This is a genomic window from Geodermatophilus sp. SYSU D01105, from assembly GCF_054050095.1.
The window spans coordinates 40,893-57,291 of the sequence record NZ_JBJGYR010000018.1; the positions used below are offsets into that span (position 1 = coordinate 40,893).

Here is a 16,399-nt window from a genome sequence, read left to right on the forward strand (position 1 = left end):
GACATGCGGTCGACCGGGCTCATAATCCCTGGGTCGTGGGTTCGAGCCCCACCCGCCCCACCCACTACGTCACGTTCGTCCAGACCGTGCCGATGTTCTCCTCCCCGCCACCTTGGGCCGTCGCGAGCAGGCAAGCCGTCAGCGAGGTCCCCGTGGCCGTGAACGAGAAGGTCTGGCTCACGTCGGTCTGGGCGCCCAGGTGCACCGCCATGGTGAACGGCCTGGACGTGCCTTCCTCGAGGAGGAAGAGGCCCTCCCCGCCGTTCACGCGATCTGCCGGATCCCGTGAGGTCACGGTCGCGTTGCCGGACACCTCCTGCCCCGGCTCGAACGTGGCGACGGTGAGCGTGTGGGGGCAGGTCGTGGTGACGACGGGCACCGTTCCCGCCGCCGCCGCAGGGGCGAGCACGACCGCGGTCGTCGCCGTGGTCGCGGCGAAGGCCACCGCCATCGGTGGTGCGACGAGACGTCTCCTCAAGGCCATCGCCCTCCTGGCGCTGTAGCGGGTCGTCGCCGATGACCAGCCGTGATCCCCTGCTCCGCCAGCAGTGGCACAGCTCGCAGGCGACGGGACGCGGACCGTCGTAGCACCGCCCAGCACGGCTGTCCAGGCCGCCGTGCGTGGTCGAGCCCCACCGGCCTGAACGCTCCTCAGTCGCCCGCGGCACGGTCCTCGCCGGGGAGCGGCACGGCGTCGTGCGGCGGGGAGGCGGGCAGGGCCCTGTCCGTCAGGTGGTCGGCGTCGTTGAACGAGACCAGCGTCCACTCCGGCTCGCCGCGGGGCGTGTGCCGCCAGTGGGTGAGGCTCGTGTTCAGCGGTGCGCAGTCCACCCGGTTCCCGCTCGCGCCCAGACCGAACGCCAGCGCGAACGACGCCTCCACGATCCCCGCGTGGCACACCGCGACCACCGTCTCGTCCCGGTGCTCGGTGACGAGACGGGACAGCGCGCCGCCGGCGCGGGCCAGGAACGTCGCCCAGCTCTCACCGCCCGGGGAGAACACCCGGTAGGGGTCCCGCGTCGCCGACTGCTCCTCGCCGGCCCGGTACCTGGCCCGCCACTGCTCGACGGTCAGCCCGTCGGCCTCCCCGGGACGCAGCTCGTGGAGCCCGTCGTTCGGCAGCACCGGCAGGCCGAGCGCCCGCGCGACGTACTCGGCGGTCTGCAGCGCCCGCGGCAGGGTGCTGGACACGAGCCGGTCGGCGTCGATCCGCCGGTGCGACAGCCGCTCCTCCAGCAGGCGTGCCTGCTCCCTCCCCCGCGGCGTCAGGCCGGCGTCTCCCCGCATGCCGCCGATCACCGGCTCGACGTTGGCCACGGCCTCGCCGTGCCGCACCAGGAACAGCTCCGTCGCCACGCAGTCCTCCTCCAGAGACCCCCACGGTCCGGAGCCAGAGCGTCCACCACGGTCCGATGCGCCGCGCGGCCGGAGCGGCCGGTCCGTCGCCGCCCTCGTACGCCACACCCCTCCCGCGGCACCACCCATGCCCTACGGTGCGTCCCCACGCTGTCCACTGCCGACTCGTTGGAGTGTGGGATGCCAGCTGACCTGGAGGAACGGGGGTCGTCTCCGGTCGACTTCTCCGCGTGCCCGGCGTGCGTGTACCGGACGTCGGGCACAGCGGCGATCTGCTTCCCCTGTGCGACCGCGGGGAGCCCTGTGGTCAGTGGCCCGACGTGCGCCCTGTGCGGTCAGCCGCTCGACCGAGGAGGCGCGTGCCCCAACACGGTGTGCACCCTCGACGACCCGATGTTCGCCCGCATCCACACCGTGTGCGATCGCCCGGAGGAGATGTGGGAGGCGCTCATGAGCTACAAGTACGGCGAGGACCGATCGTGGGCCCAGGTCCTCGGGCGGGTCCTCGTCGGGTTCCTCGACGACCGTCGAGGGGACTTCGAGCGCTACGACGTCATCACGACCGGCGCGATCTACGTCGGGCCGCGAGCACAACGGCTCTGGGACTACCTCTCCCTGATCCTCGACGCGGCCGCGCGCGAGGGGCCGCACTGGCCCTTCGCTCCCGGGCTCATCGCCAAGTCCGGACCGACGGCCCGGTTCCTCGGCATCAGCCCGGAGGCCCGCCGGCGGATCGCGGAAGGTGAGCTGCGCGCCGCGTTGTCCGTCCCGGCGCCGGCCCGCGTCGCCGGCCGACGGGTCCTGGTCTTCGACGACGTCTACTCCGAGGGCTTCTCCCTGAGGGAGATGGCCCGCGTCCTCCTGGCGGCCGGCGCCACGGAGGTGGCGGGCCTGGTGCTCACCCGCCGCAAGGGCGGGTGAGCCGGCACGCGGAGGCGGCCGCCGGAGCCCGCGCCGCTAGCGCTCTCCCAGGCTCCGGACCAGCTCGGACACGTCGGGCCTCGCCGCCTGGGCGCCCGCCCCCAGGAAGGACTGCTGGATCACCTCGTTCAGCCGGAGCCGGGACATCATGTCGTTGCCCATGACCTGCTGCTCGGCTGCTCCGGGGGTGAAGACCAGCGTGCGGACCCCCGTGGCCTGCAGGGCCCGCACCTCGCGCCGGAGCAGGCGGGCCGAGTGGCGGCGGGACGCGGCGTAGACGTCGAGCTGCGACCCGGCCGGCCCGCTCATCGGCGAGACGACGACCACGACGTCCAGCCCTTGGCCCCGGAGGATCGCGGCGTTGGTCGGCGAGTGCACACCGCCGTCGACGTAGGCGTGCCCGCCGATGTCCACCGGCGCGAAGTACCCGGGCACCGCGCAGGACGCCGCGACGGCTCGGTGGATCGGCGCCGCCGGCGCCCCGGGGCGACCGAACACGACGCGGCGCCCGTCGCGCCGGCGCACCGCGCAGATCCACAGCGGGGGCTGCGGCCACTCCGGCCGCTCCAGCTCCCGGAGCGCACCGAGCTGCTCGACGATGTCGTGCCGCCCCGGCGCGACCAGGGCCATGCCCGCCGCCAGCGGCCGGAACCGCCACGGCCGGGTCAGCGCGCGCTGGACCATGTGCCGGCCGGGGAAGCCCAGCGGGCGGCGCAGCATGTCTAGCGGGCGGAACGGGGCCAGGTCGGGCACGGGGGTGTCGGCCATCTGGCGGAGCACCTCCTCGTCGCCGGACAGCGGGGCCTTCACCGTCCACGCCGCGAGGTCCTCCGCCGAGACACCCAGCCGCAGCAGCGTGCCGGTGATCGAACCGGCCGAGGTCCCGACGATCACGTCCGCGGTGCGGGCGTCGAAGCCGAGGTCGTGCTGCAGGACCGCCAGCACACCCGAGTGGTACGCCTGACCGACGACGCCCCCGGCACCCAGCACCAAGCCGACCCTGGTCACGGGCAGAAGTCTGCGCCCGCCACCCCGCGCCCGGACAGGGCCGGTCCGGGCACGCCGACCGCCGGCGGAGCCTGCGCTCGCTCCATCGGGCGAACAGGTGACGCCGTGGCCCGCCGATCCTGGACGATGCGCGGGGTGGACGACTGGGACGAGTCGGTGTCGATGCGGCTCGCCTGCCTCGCGCTGGACCGGGGGCGGCTGACCGACGACCTGGTGACGGCCCTGGCGGTGCGCGGCACGCTGCTGGTGGACCTCGCGCTGCGCGGCCGGGTCCGGGAGACCGAGGACGCCGTGGAGTTCGACGCCGGGCCCACCGGGTTCCCTCCCGCCGACCGGCTGCTCGCCGATTGCGCACCGTCGCTCACCGAGCTGCTGCGGCGGGGCCCCGTCGACCAGGAGGACCTCGCCGCCGAGCACCTGCGCCGGGGGTCGTGGACCGCTCGCCGGCGGTGGCTCGGGACCCGCTACGTCGACAACCGGGCCGACCGGACGCGGGCCGACGAGCAGGCCGGGGACTCGCCGCCGGACCGCGGGTGGACGCCGGAGGACGCCGCGCTCACCGCCGTCGCCGGCACCCTGGGCCTGCTGGCCACGCCGCGCGACCTCCCGACCGAGCAGGTGCTCGAGCACACCGGACCGGTCCGGTGGCTGGTGGAGCTGGTCGTCGAGGAGGTGGACCGGGCGATCACCCGCGGCCGGTTCCTGCGCGGAGCCGTCACCTGGGTGGACGGCACGCCGGGGTGAGCCTCACCGCGCCCGGAGGTACGCCAGCACGCCGTCGGTGATCCCCTGCGCGGCACGCTGCCGCCATGCCGGGTCGGTCACGGCGGCGGCGTCCTCGGGGTTGCGCATGTTGGCGCACTCGATGAACACCGCGGGGACCCTGGCCAGGTTCAGCCCGGCGAGGTCGCTGCGGCGGGTGAGCCCGGGGTCGACCAGGCTCCCGGGGTAGGTGGCCGGCGACTGGCCGGTCTCGCTGCCGAAGGCGTCCCGCAAGTCCAGCGCCGCGTCGTGGGAGGCCGGCAGGATCGCCGCGTTGCCGCCGTCGGGTGCGACGTCGGGCTCGATGACGTGGAAGCCACGGACGTCCGCGGCCGCGCCGTCGGCGTGGATGGAGACCGCCAGGTCGGCCCCCGCGTCGTTGGCGGCGGCGGCACGTGCGTCGACGCAGGGGCCGACCCCGGTGTCGTCGCTCCTCGTCAGGAGCACGGTGACCCCCTGAGCCCGGAGCAGGCCGGCCGCGCGCTGGGCCACGTCGAAGGCGAACGCGTGCTCCGGGTAGCCCGCGTCCGTCGCCGCCCCCGTGGTGTTGCACGGCTTGGTGAAGCCGCCCGCCGGCACCGGCCGGCCGACCTCCGCGGGGGCCGAGGCGTTGCCGCCGTTGTGACCGGGGTCGAGGACGACCACCGCGGGCGGGACCGGAGGATCGGACGACGGCGGTGCCGGGACCGCACTCTCGGACGGCGCCCCGCTCGCGGCAGCACTGCGCTCCGAGGTGGTCGCGGCCCCGGGTCCGGACCCCGTGCACGCGGCGACCGTGCCGACCAGACCGATGGCGACGACGGCGCTCCGCCACCCGCGCACGACCACCTCCACCCCGCCCGTCGGCGGAGGCCCCAGTGTCCCCCCGGCTGCGACCACCGGCCCGGAGGGCCGACCGCGGGTCGGCGGCTCGACGCGCGCCGTCGCCCGGGACGGCCGAGGATTCGGCGTGCCCATCGACCACGTCGCCACCTATCCCGCCGACCCGGACGACGTCCTCGCCGTCCTCACCGACGAGTCGTTCCTCCGCGACTACGCCCGGGCGCTGGGCGCCCGGCTGGAGGACGTCGACACCGCGACCGACGACGGCGGACCGCGCACCACGGTGCGGCTGCTGGCCCCCACCGCGGGCATCCCGGCGGTGTTCACCCGGTTCGTGGGGCGCGAGGTGCCCGTCGTGGACCGCCGGGTCTGGACGACCGACGGGGACAGCGGGCACCACGGCGTCCTGCACGTGAGCGCGGAGGTCTTCGGCCGGACGGCGGTGGTGCGCGGCGAGCGCCGGCTGTCCCCGGTCGCGGGGGGCACCCGGTCGACGGTGACCGGGGAGGCCGAGGTCGACGCGCCCCTGATCGGGCGGCAGGTGGAGGCCGCCGTCCGGGAGCTGGCCCTGGTGGTGCTGAGGCGCGAGGACGAGGTGCTGCGCCGCTGGCTGGCCGACCCCGGTCAGTAGAGGTCCCGCGCGTACCAGACCTCCCGGAGCGGGCGGCCCCGCCACTCGCGCTCGACCACCTCGCCGGTGACGCGCCAGCCACCGGTCTCGTAGAAGCGGCGCGGCCCGGCGTTGCGCTCCTCCGTCCGCAGCCGCGCCCGCCGGTGACCGGCCGACCGCAGCCGGTCGAGCACGGCGGCGAGCAGGAGCCGCCCGGTCCCCCGCCCCTGCTCGTCGGGGTCGACGTAGAGGTAGGCCACCTCGCCGGTGCCGGCGTCGGCGCGCGCGAAGCCGACCACCCGTCCGGCCCGTTCGGCGACGAGGAACCCCGGTTCGGCCAGCCGCGCCCGCCAGGTGTCGACCTCCGGCTCGGCCAGCACGTCCCCGAGGAAGGACGACCACGCGGCCCGCCCTGCGCGGGCGTGGACGGCGGCGACCGCCGACACGTCGTCCGGGGCCGCCGGCCGGACCCTCGCCGGCCCGGTCAGCCGACCGTCGTCCGGGACTCGCGGGCGCCGTGCTCGCGCCGCAACCGCAGCCGGTGGTGGTGCGCCTGCGGCGAGTGGACGACGGTGACCGGGCACGTGGCGTGCAGGGCGCAGTGCATGGTCACCGAGCCGAGAAGCATGCTCGAGAACCCGCCGTGGCCCCGGCTGCCGACCACCAGGAGGTCCGCGCCGGTCGACTCCCGGATGAGCACGTCGGCCGCCGCCCCCACGGTCGCCCGCACGCGCACCTCCGGCACCGGCCCCGGCACCTCGCCGCGCACCTCGGCCACCATCGCCTGCGCCTGCTCGACCGCGGCGTTCTGGGCCCGGTCGTCGTGGTGCTCGCCGCTGACGTAGAAGTCCATCCAGCTGTCGGGCGGCCGGTAGGCGGTGACGACGTCCACCGGGACGCCGCGGCGGCCGGCGTCCTCCAGCGCGAACCGCAACGCCGCGCGCGCACCGTCCGAGCCGTCGACACCGACGACGACCCGCGGTTCCCGAACCGAGCCCTCCTCGGGCCGGCCTGTCTGCTCCGTCATGACGTCCCCCTCGGCCTGCCCGGCCGCGGGCACCGAGCGCCCGCGGTCCGCCGGCCCGGCTTGAGCGTGATCGCCGCGGTGCCCGCCCGACAGGGCCCTTCGTCGCCAGGGAGCAGATCCCGCGCTCCGGTGCACCGGCGGGACCGCCCTCCCCGGCGTACCGTCCGCCCATGGCTGTGGAGCCATCGACAGCAGACCGCCTGGTCGCCGGGCGCTACGCCCTGCGCGACGTCCTGGGCCGTGGCGGCATGGGCGTCGTCTGGCTGGCCACTGACCTGAAGCTCGAGCGGCCGGTCGCGATCAAGGAGGTCACCTTCGCGCTGCACCTGTCCGAGGAGGAGCGGCGCGTCCTGCGGGAACGCACGATGCGCGAGGCACGGACGGCGGCCCGCCTGGACCACCCCTGCGTCACCGCGGTGTACGACGTCGTGGAGGAGGACGACCGGCCCTGGCTGGTGATGGAGCACGTCGAGTCGTGCAGCCTCCAGCAGATCGTCGACCAGGAGGGACCGCTGCCCTGGGCCGCCGTGGCCCGGATCGGCCTGGACGTGCTCTCCGCGCTGGAGGCCGCGCACCGGGCCGGCATCGTGCACCGCGACGTCAAGCCCGCGAACGTCCTCGTCGCGTCCGACGGCCACGCCTGCCTCACCGACTTCGGCATCGCGACGTCGACCGACGACGACACGATCACCACGACCGGCGCCATCATCGGCTCGCCGTCCTACATGGCACCGGAACGGGCCAACGGTGAGGAGCCGCGCCCGCCGGTGGACCTGTGGTCCCTGGGCGCGACCCTCTACACCGCCGTCGAGGGCCGGCTGGCCTTCGCCCGGGGCGAGCCGATGGCCACCCTGATGGCCGTGGTCACCGAGGAGCCCGCACCGATGGAGCGGGCCGGCCCGCTCGAGCCCCTGCTGCGCGGCCTGCTCACCAAGGACCCGGCCCGGCGGGCGACCGCCGAGCAGGCGCGCCGCGACCTCCAGGCCGCGCTGGCGCAGGCCGAGGCGCCGTCGGCCTGGTCACCGCCGCCGTCCGCCCCGCCCCGCCCCGACGCGGCGGCCCCGCCGCCCGAGGGCGGCCGGGTGGAGCGCTTCGACGCCGCGGACCTCCGGGCCCTCGCCGCGGCCTCGGCGACCGCGCTGGGCTCGGTCGCCCGGGACGCCGGCCACTACCTCGCCGAGCGGCGGCGCGAGCGGCGCGACGCCCCGCGCGGACGGCGGCCGGCCGCGGCCGAGCGGGCACCGTCTCCGCCGCCCCGCCCTCGGCGCCGCTGGTTCAAGCGCCGGTGGGTCGTCGTCCCCGTGGTGGTCGTGCTGCTCCTCGTGCTCGCCGTGCTGGGCGGCCTGACCGTGCTCGCGGGGTACCTGCTCGGCTGGTTCTGAGGGCACGGCCGGTCCTCGGGGCGCAGGTGCGGCCGATGTGCGGCACGCTCGGCTGCCATGACCACCCCCTCCCCCGAGAGACCGCAGCCGCGCGACATCGCCCTGGAGCTGGAGACGCCCGAGCAGGCCGCCGAGCTCGAGGCGCAGAGCGACCCCGAGGACGAGGACGACGACTGATGCGCAGCCGCGACCTCCTCCTCTACGCGTACGGCCAGATCGCGGAGACCTTCTCCGCCACGGTCGAGGGCCTCTCGGCCGAGGACCTCGCCCGCCGCGTCGCGCCCGGTGCGAACCCGATCGGCTGGCTGGCCTGGCACCTGCTGCGGGTGCAGGACGACCACGTCGCCGACGTCGCCGGCACCGAGCAGGTGTGGACCGAGCAGGGCTGGGCCGACCGGTTCGGCCTGCCCCTCGACGTCGGCGCCACCGGCTACGGCATGAGCGCCGAGGAGGTCGACGCCGTCCGGGTGCCGTCGGCGGAGTTGCTGCTGGGCTACTGCGAGGCGGTGTCGGCGCGGTCGGCGGAGTTTCTCCGGGGCCTGTCCGACGACGACCTCGACCGCGTGGTCGACACCCGCTGGGACCCGCCGGTGACCCTGGGGGTCCGGCTGGTCAGCGTGCTCGGCGACGACCTGCAGCACCTGGGCCAGGCGGCCTACGTGCGGGGGTTGCTGGGCTCCTGACCTCAGCGGCCGGCGGTCAGGCGGGCGGGGTCGATCCGCCCGCCCGCGACGTAGTACAGCGTCGCGCCCTCCGGCACCGGCGCGTCCCAGCCGGGGCTGACCACCAGCCGGCCGTCGGCGCGCAGGGCGAGCAACGTGGCGCCGAACGTGCGGCCGAACCAGGTCTGGCAGTCGCCGAAGGTGGCGTGCGGGAAGCCGGCCGGGACGCGGGCGGAGTAGGTGTTCCCGTGCCCGCCGCTGGTCATCAGGTCGTTGTAGACCTGCGCGATCCCCGGGTCGTTGGCCTCCTCCGTGAGCAGGTAGGGCATGTGCCACTGCACCGCCTGCACGTCGGGGTGCGCGTAGCGCAGGGTCCCCAGCCGGCCGAGGTCGCGCAGCGCGGCGACCAGGTGGATCCGCGGGTTGGCGTGCGCGACGGCCAGCGACACGGCCAGCGCCTCGTTGTCGTCGCGGGCGTCGACGACCGCCGTCCGCGCGCGGGCGACGGCGGCGCGGGCCATGACGTCCTCCGAGGTCAGGTCGCCGCGCACGAAGTGCACCTCCGGCAGCTCGGGCAGGGGGTCCTCGGTGACCTCGTCCCAGGCGCAGAGCACCACCTGCACGCCCCGTTCGGCGGTGAGCTCGGCGACGATCCGCGCGGTGCGTCCGGGCGTGTACCCCAGCAGGACGACGTGGTCGGCGAGGTCCAGGGCGACCAGCCCCCTCAGTCTCTTGCTCTTCACCGACTGCAGGGCGGCGGCGAGCGAGGTGAACAGCAGCGTGAGCGTGACGATCCCGCCGACGATGACGTACGCGCCGACCAGCCGGCCGGCGAGCGTGGCCGGGAAGACGTCGCCGTAGCCGACGGTGGCCGAGGTGACGACGAAGTACCACCAGTAGGTCCCGGGCGCGGCGATGTCGCTGTCGGCCGGCTCCAGCAGCGCCATCGCCAGCCAGCTGCTGAGGAACACGAAGACGGCGACGGCCAGGGGCAGCCGCCACCCGCGCAACCGCAGGCGCAGCAACCGCGCGACCCGCACGATGAAGAACGGCACCCGACCTCCCGACGGCGACGCCGGGGAAGGTAGCGGACCCGGCCCGCCACGACGGGCAGCGCGCCCGGCCGGGCCCTAGCGTCGGGCCCGTGACGAGTCCGGACTTCTACGCCCTGGACGAGCTCCTCGCGCCCGAGGAGCTCGAGCTGCGCGACCGGGTGCGCGCCTTCTGCGACACCGAGGTCACCCCGCGGATCAACGACTACTGGGAGCGCGCGGAGTTCCCCTTCGAGCTGGTCCCGAAGATCGCCGAGCTCGGCATCGCGGGCGGCACGATCGAGGGCTACGGCTGTCCGGGGATGAGCGCGGTCTCGGCCGGCATCGTCGCGGCGGAGCTCGCCCGCGCCGACGGCAGCGTCGGCACCTTCAACGGGGTGCACAGCTTCCTGGCCATGCAGTCGATCGCGCTGCTCGGCGACGAGGAGCAGCGCGAGCGCTGGCTGCCGGCCATGGCGCGGATGGAGCGCATCGGCGCCTTCGGCCTCACCGAGCCCCGGCACGGCTCGGACGCCGTCGGCCTGGAGACCTCGGCCCGCCGGGACGGCGACGCGTACGTGCTCGACGGCCAGAAGAAGTGGATCGGCAACGGGACGATCGCCGACCACGTGGTCATCTGGGCCCGCGGCGAGGACGGCGCCGTCGGCGGCTACGTCGTCGACAAGGGGACGCCGGGCTACGAGGCGACCGTGATGACCGGCAAGACGGCGCTGCGGGCGGTCTGGCAGGCGGAGATCACGCTGACCGGGGTCCGGGTCCCCGCGGAGAACAAGCTGGCGAACTGCTCCTCGTTCAAGGACGTCTCGAAGGTCCTCGACCGGACCCGCTACACCGTCGCCTGGCGGGCCCTGGGTCTGGCCACCGCCTCCTACGAGCTGGCGCTGGCCCACGCGCTGCGCCGCGAGCAGTTCGGCTCGCCCATCGCCGGCTACCAGCTGGTCCAGGACAAGCTGGCCCGGATGCTGGCCGAGATCACCGCGATGCAGCTGATGTGCTGGCGGCTGTCGACTCTGGCCGACGCCGGCCGGATGACCGCCGCGATGGCGTCACTGGCCAAGATGAACCACGCCGCCAAGGCCCGGGCCATCGTCGCCGACGCCCGCGACATCCTCGGCGGCGACGGGATCCTGCTCGACCACCACGTGGCCCGCCACCACGCCGACATGGAGGCCGTCTTCACCTTCGAGGGCACCGACTCGGTGCAGGCACTGATCGTGGGCCGCGAGATCACCGGGCTGTCGGCGATCAGCGGCCGCCGGCCCGAGCGGCGCTGAACCGCGCCGCCTCAGCGGGCGCCGGCGAGCTCCCGGCCGACCGCGGTCAGCTCACGGCACTCGGGGCAGGCGGTGCGGCCGGTTCCGACGCGCTCCCACTGCTGCGACCCCCACACCTGCACGATCGCGCCACAGACGGCCAGCTCGACCTCGCCGTCCAGCTCGGCCGGTGGCCGGTGGGCCTCCACGGCGTGCCACGGGTGACTCTGCTCGGCCGGCCGCCCCGGCGACCAGCGATCGGGACGGGCGAACCCCACGGCGTACGACTCCACGACGTCCCTGTGCCCTGGTTCACATGATCGAAACAACCCGGAGGAGTGGATCGGACGGCGCGGTCCGATCGGTGTGGAGCAGGTCGCGGCGGGGAACTCCCGGAGCCCGGAGGACGACGAGGAGCCGACCATGACCCAGACCGAGAACCAGCGTGACGTCGTGGACCTGCTGAGCGCGGACCACCGGGAGTTCGACCGGGTCTTCACCGAGCTGGAGACGCTGGTCGGACGGACCGGACCGGACGTCCTGCGGCGCAAGCGGGAGCTGGTCGACGAGGTGACCATCGGCATCGTCAAGCACTCGGTGGCCGAGGAGACCCAGGTCTACCCGCGCGTGGAGAAGCAGGTCGACAAGGAGGAGGCCGAGCACTCCAAGCACGAGCACGCCGAGGCCGAGGAGACCATGAAGCGACTGGAGCGCATGGACCCCGAGGACGCGCAGTTCGACGTCGAGGTGCAGACGCTGATCCGCGAGATCCGGCACCACGTCGAGCACGAGGAGAGCCGGATGTTCACCGAGCTGCGTGCGACCTTCAGCCGCGAGGAGCTGGTGGAGATGGCGGGGAAGGTGGAGCGGGTCAAGGCCATGGCACCCACCCGTGCGCACCCGATGACGCCGAACGAGGCGGGCGTGCGGACCGTCCTCGGGCCGGTCGCCAGCCTGCTGGACCACCTGCGCGACGCGGTGAGCGGGCGGGGCAAGAAGTCCGACTGAGGGACACCGCGGCCCGCTCCCGCGTTACCGTCGACAGGCACGACCGGGAGGAGCGAGAGCGGTGGAACCTGTCAGCCTGCTCGTCGGCGCGGCCCTGCTCGCCATGGGGTTCCTCGGCGGGCGGCTGAGCCGGCGCACCAAGCCCGCGCCCCCGGCGCTGCCGGCGCCGCTGTGCGGGTGCGGGCACACGCTCAGCCAGCACGACACCGAGACCAACACCTGCTACGCCGAGCTGCGGCGGGACACCTTCGACAAGCGCGGCCGCTGGTCGGGACACCAGTGGGTGCCCTGCACCTGCCGGCAGTACGTGGGCCCGCGGCCGATCGACGAGGTGTTCATGCCCCGGCTGCTCCCGCCGGCGACCGACTAGCGGCCCGCTGCTCCTCGCTCGCTGCGATGCTCCCGGGGGCGTCAGGCGTCCAGGTCGCTGAGCGCGCGCACCAGCGACTCCACCCGCGCCGCTCCCAGCGTCTCGGCCAGCGCGGCCTCGTGCGCGCCGACCAGGCCCTCCAGCCGAGCCAGTCGGCTGCGCCCCCGGGCGGAGAGGTGCACCCGGACCCGGCGGCCGTCGTCCGGGTCGGGCAGCCGGTAGGCCTCGGCGGCGTCGACCAGCCCGTCGACCAGCCGGGTCAGCGTCGGCGCCGGCAGGGACAGCGCGGTGACCAGCTCGCCCATCGAGCGCCCGGGGCCGGCGGCCAGGCAGCGCATCACCCGGTAGGTGTCCAGCGTGGCGCCGTCCTCGGCCAGGACCCCGGCGACCCCCCGCGCGACCCGGCGCTGGGCGACCGTCAGCAGCTCCACGAGCGACGACGAGACCGCCCTCGGCTTCGCCTGCTGCTCGACGGCCATGGCCGCACCATACTCATCGGGTGCCCGAGCCGACCGGTCTCCTGGACGCGTGGGAGGCCACCCTCCTCCCCCGCCGTGCGGACGTCGTCCGCGTCGGGCTGGCCGTGCCGCTGTCGGGGCCACTGGCGCTCACCGCGCCGTCCGCGCTGGACCTCGCCGGCCTGGCCGCCGACGAGACCAACGCCGACGGCGGCGTGCGCGGGCGCGCGGTCGAGCTGGTGACCGTCGACTCCGGCCGCCCGCCCCGGGTGGTGGCCGCGGAGGCGGCCACCCTGCACGAGGCCGGCGCGATCGACGTCCTCGTCGGCTACCACACCAGCGACGTGCACCGCGCGCTCGAGGCCGCGCTGGCCGGCCGGGTGCGCTACGTCTTCACCCCGCCGCACGAGGGCGGCCGCCGCCGTCGGGGGGTGCTGCGGATCGGCTCCTCCCCGCGGGACCAGCACGCCACCGCGCTGGCCTGGCTGGTCGCCTCCCACCGCGCGCGTCGCTGGGTGCTGGTCGGCAACGACTACGTCTGGCCGCAGGCGGTGCACCGGGCGGCGGCCTCGGTGCTGCGGGAGCTCGGCGCGGAGGTCGTCGGCGAGCGGCTGGTGCCCTTCGGTGTCGACGACCCCGGCCCGGTGCTCGACCTGGTCCGGCGGACCCGGGCCGACGCGGTGCTGCTCAGCCTGGTGGGCCGTGACCTGGTGGCCTTCAACCGGGAGTTCGCCCGCAGCGGGCTCGACCGCCGGGTGGTCCGGCTCTCCGGTGCGCTGGAGGAGAACGGGCTCTACGCCATCGGCGGCGACCGCACCGGGGAGCTGTTCGCCTGCATGCCCTCCTTCGCCGCCACGGACGGCGCCGCGGACGAGGGACAGCTCGCACTGCAGGAGCGGCACGCGCGCCGGGCCGGCCCGTCGGCGCCGGTGGTCTGCGCCTACGCCCGGGGCGTGTACGACGGCGTCCGCCTAGCGGTGTCCCCCGCGGGCCGCGGGACCGCGCGCCGGCCGGTGCCCGCCCGTCCCCGGCTGGCCCGGGCCGTCGGGCTGGGCTTCTCCGAGGTGCGCTCCGGCTGACTTGCTTCCATCTGGAAACAAACGCGGCCTACTCTCTCCCCGCCCGGCCCCGAGCCGGAGGAGAGGAGGAACCGTGAGCGACCCCCGCACCACGACCAACACCGGCGACCCCGGCCGCCCGCTCCCGGGCGCCGCCCGGGGGCCCGTCCCCGCGACCGGTGACCCGGGCGTCGAGGCCTTCGGCTACCGGCAGGAGCTCAAGCGCTCGCTGAGCTTCACCGACCTGCTGGTCTACGGCCTGATCTTCATGGTGCCGATCGCCCCGTTCGGCATCTTCGGCAGCGTCTTCCAGGGCTCCGGCGGGATGATCGCCCTCGCCTACGCGATCGGCGGCCTGGCCATGGCGTTCACCGCGGCGTCCTACTCGCAGATGTCGCGGGCCTTCCCGATGGCCGGCTCGGTCTACACCTACGCCGGTCGCGGCATCGCCCAGCCGGTCGGCTTCGTCGCCGGCTGGATGATCCTGCTCGACTACGTGCTCGTCCCCGGCCTGCTCTACCTGATCGCCGCCGTGGCGATGAACTCGATCTGGGCGTCGGTGCCGGTCTGGGTCTGGCTGGTCGCCTTCGTGGTGCTCAACACCGTCGTCAACTGGTTCGGCATCGAGTTCACCGCGCGGGTCAACAAGATCATGCTGGTCGGCGAGCTGATCGTGCTGGCGATCTTCCTGGTGATCGGCGTCGTGGCCCTGGCCTCCGGGGAGGGTCGCGGCTTCGACTTCTCGCCGATCTACAACAGCGACACCTTCTCGCTGGAACTGGTCTTCGGCGCGGTCTCGATCGCGGTGCTGAGCTTCCTCGGCTTCGACGGCATCTCCACGCTCGCCGAGGAGAACCGCGACTCGGCCCGTTCCCTCGGCAAGGCGATGATCGCGGCGCTCGCCCTGGCCGGGACGCTGTTCATCGTCCAGACGTGGGTCGCCGCCCTCCTGGTCCCCGACCCCGACACGCTCATCGCCGAGGGCGACGCCGCGGGGACGGCGTTCTACGACGCGGCCGAGGTCGCCGGCGGCGCGTGGCTGTCGACGCTGACCGCGATCGCCACCGCCATCGCGTGGGGCTTCGCGAACTCGCTGGTCGCCCAGGCCGCCACCTCCCGGCTGCTGTTCGCCATGGCCCGCGACCGGCAGCTGCCCGGGTTCCTGCGCCGGGTGCACCCGACCCGCCGGGTGCCGGTCAACGCCACCCTGCTGGTCGCCGTGGTCTCCCTGGTCCTCGGCCTGTACATGAGCAGCCGGGAGGACGGCATCTCGCTGCTGTCCACGCTGGTGAACTTCGGCGCGCTCTCGGCGTTCCTGCTGCTGCACCTGTCGGTCGTCGTCCACTACGTGATCCGGCGGAAGAGCCGCAACTGGTGGCTGCACCTGGCCGTCCCGGTGATCGGGTTCGCGATCCTGGTCTACGTCGTCATCAACGCGCAGGTGGCCGCGCAGACCCTCGGGTTCGTCTGGCTCGGGATCGGCCTGGTGCTGATGGCGGTCCTGATCGCCACCGGCCGCAAGCCCGAGCTGCGGGCGGAGGCGGGCCTGTGACCGCGGCGCTGGAGGTCGTGACCGTCGAGCCGGCGGCCGACCAGCTCCGGTACACCTTCGGCGGCGGTGAGCCCCTGGTCACCGTCGCGCCGGGCACCGTCGTCGAGCTGACCACGGAGGACTGCTTCGGCGGCCGGGTGCGCGGGGTCGACGACCTGCCCAGCCGGGTCTGCGAGTTCCCCCACCTCAACCCGGTCACCGGGCCGATCGCGGTGGAGGGCGCCGAGCCCGGCGACACGCTCGCCGTCCACCTGGTGGAGATCGCGCCGGCGCGCGACTGGGCGGTGTCGTCCACGTTCCCGCACTTCGGGGCGCTGACGACCACGCACTCCACGGCGATGCTGCACGAGGCGCTCGAGGAGCTGGTCTGGGTCTACGAGGTCGACCGCGAGCGCGGCACCTGCCTGTTCCGGCCCCGGCGCGGCGGCCCGGAGGTCGAGCTCCCGCTCGACCCGATGCACGGCACCATCGGCGTCGCACCGGCCGGCGGGGAGGTGTTCGCCAGCATCACCCCCGGCGCCCACGGCGGGAACATGGACACCCCCGAGGTCCGGGCCGGGACGACGCTGTACTTCGGCGTCAACGTCCCCGGCGGGCTGCTCTCCCTCGGGGACGGCCACTGCCGCCAGGGCGAGGGCGAGGTGTGCGGCACCGCCGTCGAGGCGGCCATGCGCACCGTCGCCGTCGTCGACCTGGTGAAGGGCGGCACACCGGGGACGACCCCACCGGCATGGCCGCGGCTGGAGACCGACGAGTTCCTCATGTCGACCGGCTCGGTCCGGCCGCTGGAGGACGCCTTCCGGATCAGCCAGCACGACCTGGTGACCTGGGCCGCGCAGCTGACCGGGTGGGACGAGCTGGACGCCTACCAGCTGGTCAGCCAGGCGGGGCTGGCGCCGGTGGGCAACGTCGTCGACACCAACTACACGATGGTCGCCAAGCTGCCCAAGCGGTACCTCGGCGGCGCCGTCGCGGTGGACGGCGTGCACGACCGGCTCCGGGAGACGGCCGCGGCCTACCTCGCGGAGCGCTGAGGTCCGCGGCGGGGAGCGGCCCGCTCCCCGCCGCGGTGCGCCGCCCGGGCGCTGCGGCCAGGCT

At 74.8% G+C, this 16,399-nt stretch carries 20 protein-coding genes; 11 read left to right on the plus strand and 9 right to left on the minus strand.

Features of this window, described 5'->3' with window-relative positions; translation table 11 throughout:
* Nucleotides 1-64 precede the first annotated feature (64 nt).
* Together ACI79I_RS17290 and ACI79I_RS17295 are read right to left on the minus strand one after the other, a co-directional pair.
* On the minus strand, nt 65-451 hold the full coding sequence (locus ACI79I_RS17290; RefSeq protein WP_456993551.1) for a hypothetical protein: 387 nt from the start codon (nt 449-451) through the stop codon (nt 65-67).
* A gap of 200 nt (nt 452-651) precedes the next feature.
* A complete protein-coding gene (locus ACI79I_RS17295; RefSeq protein ID WP_456993552.1) occupies nt 652-1,356 on the minus strand; it encodes a histidine phosphatase family protein in 705 nt (234 codons plus the stop codon).
* Between the two features lie 393 nt (nt 1,357-1,749).
* Between ACI79I_RS17295 and ACI79I_RS17300 the strand changes: the two genes are divergently transcribed.
* The gene (locus ACI79I_RS17300; protein WP_456993553.1) at nt 1,750-2,277 is read left to right on the plus strand and encodes a ComF family protein; all 528 of its coding nucleotides are present in this window, start codon (nt 1,750-1,752) and stop codon (nt 2,275-2,277) included.
* Between the two features lie 36 nt (nt 2,278-2,313).
* On the opposite strand, the gene ACI79I_RS17305 is transcribed toward ACI79I_RS17300, so the two are convergent.
* Nucleotides 2,314-3,285 carry a patatin-like phospholipase family protein gene (locus ACI79I_RS17305; protein WP_456993554.1) on the minus strand — a complete coding sequence of 324 codons (972 nt, stop codon included), beginning with the start codon at nt 3,283-3,285 and terminating at the stop codon, nt 2,314-2,316.
* A 105-nt stretch (nt 3,286-3,390) separates the two neighbouring features.
* Between ACI79I_RS17305 and ACI79I_RS17310 the strand changes: the two genes are divergently transcribed.
* Nucleotides 3,391-4,029: a hypothetical protein gene (locus ACI79I_RS17310; protein ID WP_456993555.1), complete on the plus strand. Its 639-nt coding sequence runs from the start codon at nt 3,391-3,393 to the stop codon at nt 4,027-4,029.
* A gap of 3 nt (nt 4,030-4,032) precedes the next feature.
* On the opposite strand, the gene ACI79I_RS17315 is transcribed toward ACI79I_RS17310, so the two are convergent.
* Nucleotides 4,033-4,869, minus strand: a complete 837-nt coding sequence (locus ACI79I_RS17315) for an N-acetylmuramoyl-L-alanine amidase (RefSeq protein ID WP_456993556.1) — start codon at nt 4,867-4,869, stop codon at nt 4,033-4,035.
* Between the two features lie 127 nt (nt 4,870-4,996).
* Between ACI79I_RS17315 and ACI79I_RS17320 the strand changes: the two genes are divergently transcribed.
* Complete coding sequence (locus ACI79I_RS17320) at nt 4,997-5,500, plus strand: DUF2505 domain-containing protein (protein ID WP_456993557.1); 504 nt, start codon at nt 4,997-4,999, stop codon at nt 5,498-5,500.
* Here ACI79I_RS17320 and ACI79I_RS17325 read toward each other — a convergent pair.
* Together ACI79I_RS17325 and ACI79I_RS17330 are read right to left on the minus strand one after the other, a co-directional pair.
* Entirely contained in the window at nt 5,494-5,925 is a 432-nt protein-coding gene (locus ACI79I_RS17325; protein WP_456993558.1) for an N-acetyltransferase family protein, read from the minus strand. The two genes, ACI79I_RS17320 and ACI79I_RS17325, sit on opposite strands and share 7 nt — an antisense overlap.
* 38 nt (nt 5,926-5,963) lie before the next feature.
* Nucleotides 5,964-6,506: a universal stress protein gene (locus ACI79I_RS17330; RefSeq protein ID WP_456993559.1), complete on the minus strand. Its 543-nt coding sequence runs from the start codon at nt 6,504-6,506 to the stop codon at nt 5,964-5,966.
* Nucleotides 6,507-6,676: 170 nt separating this feature from the next.
* Here ACI79I_RS17330 and ACI79I_RS17335 point away from each other — a divergent pair, with 170 nt between their 5' ends.
* A complete protein-coding gene (locus ACI79I_RS17335) occupies nt 6,677-7,888 on the plus strand; it encodes a serine/threonine-protein kinase (RefSeq protein WP_456993560.1) in 1,212 nt (403 codons plus the stop codon).
* 176 nt (nt 7,889-8,064) lie between these two features.
* Nucleotides 8,065-8,571, plus strand: a complete 507-nt coding sequence (locus ACI79I_RS17340; protein ID WP_456993561.1) for a mycothiol transferase — start codon at nt 8,065-8,067, stop codon at nt 8,569-8,571.
* 2 nt (nt 8,572-8,573) lie between these two features.
* Here ACI79I_RS17340 and ACI79I_RS17345 read toward each other — a convergent pair whose 3' ends face one another.
* Nucleotides 8,574-9,605, minus strand: a complete 1,032-nt coding sequence (locus ACI79I_RS17345) for an ion channel (RefSeq protein ID WP_456993562.1) — start codon at nt 9,603-9,605, stop codon at nt 8,574-8,576.
* A gap of 89 nt (nt 9,606-9,694) precedes the next feature.
* Here ACI79I_RS17345 and ACI79I_RS17350 point away from each other — a divergent pair, with 89 nt between their 5' ends.
* Nucleotides 9,695-10,876, plus strand: coding sequence for an acyl-CoA dehydrogenase family protein (locus tag ACI79I_RS17350; protein WP_456993563.1), 1,182 nt, complete (start codon nt 9,695-9,697; stop codon nt 10,874-10,876).
* A gap of 11 nt (nt 10,877-10,887) precedes the next feature.
* On the opposite strand, the gene ACI79I_RS17355 is transcribed toward ACI79I_RS17350, so the two are convergent.
* On the minus strand, nt 10,888-11,148 hold the full coding sequence (locus ACI79I_RS17355; protein ID WP_456993564.1) for a hypothetical protein: 261 nt from the start codon (nt 11,146-11,148) through the stop codon (nt 10,888-10,890).
* A 130-nt stretch (nt 11,149-11,278) separates the two neighbouring features.
* Here ACI79I_RS17355 and ACI79I_RS17360 point away from each other — a divergent pair, with 130 nt between their 5' ends.
* Complete coding sequence (locus ACI79I_RS17360; RefSeq protein ID WP_456993565.1) at nt 11,279-11,863, plus strand: hemerythrin domain-containing protein; 585 nt, start codon at nt 11,279-11,281, stop codon at nt 11,861-11,863.
* A 61-nt stretch (nt 11,864-11,924) separates the two neighbouring features.
* Nucleotides 11,925-12,233, plus strand: coding sequence for a hypothetical protein (locus ACI79I_RS17365; protein WP_456945084.1), 309 nt, complete (start codon nt 11,925-11,927; stop codon nt 12,231-12,233).
* Nucleotides 12,234-12,274: 41 nt separating this feature from the next.
* On the opposite strand, the gene ACI79I_RS17370 is transcribed toward ACI79I_RS17365, so the two are convergent.
* Nucleotides 12,275-12,712, minus strand: coding sequence for a MarR family winged helix-turn-helix transcriptional regulator (locus ACI79I_RS17370; RefSeq protein WP_456993566.1), 438 nt, complete (start codon nt 12,710-12,712; stop codon nt 12,275-12,277).
* A gap of 20 nt (nt 12,713-12,732) precedes the next feature.
* Between ACI79I_RS17370 and ACI79I_RS17375 the strand changes: the two genes are divergently transcribed.
* The 3 genes from ACI79I_RS17375 (at nt 12,733) to ACI79I_RS17385 (ending at nt 16,335) form a co-directional block, all read left to right on the plus strand.
* Entirely contained in the window at nt 12,733-13,770 is a 1,038-nt protein-coding gene (locus ACI79I_RS17375; RefSeq protein WP_456993567.1) for an ABC transporter substrate-binding protein, read from the plus strand.
* Between the two features lie 73 nt (nt 13,771-13,843).
* Nucleotides 13,844-15,301, plus strand: a complete 1,458-nt coding sequence (locus tag ACI79I_RS17380; RefSeq protein ID WP_456993568.1) for an APC family permease — start codon at nt 13,844-13,846, stop codon at nt 15,299-15,301.
* Nucleotides 15,298-16,335, plus strand: a complete 1,038-nt coding sequence (locus tag ACI79I_RS17385; protein ID WP_456993569.1) for an acetamidase/formamidase family protein — start codon at nt 15,298-15,300, stop codon at nt 16,333-16,335. The genes ACI79I_RS17380 and ACI79I_RS17385 overlap by 4 nt, the downstream gene beginning before the upstream one ends.
* The last annotated feature ends 64 nt before the right edge of the window (nt 16,336-16,399 follow it).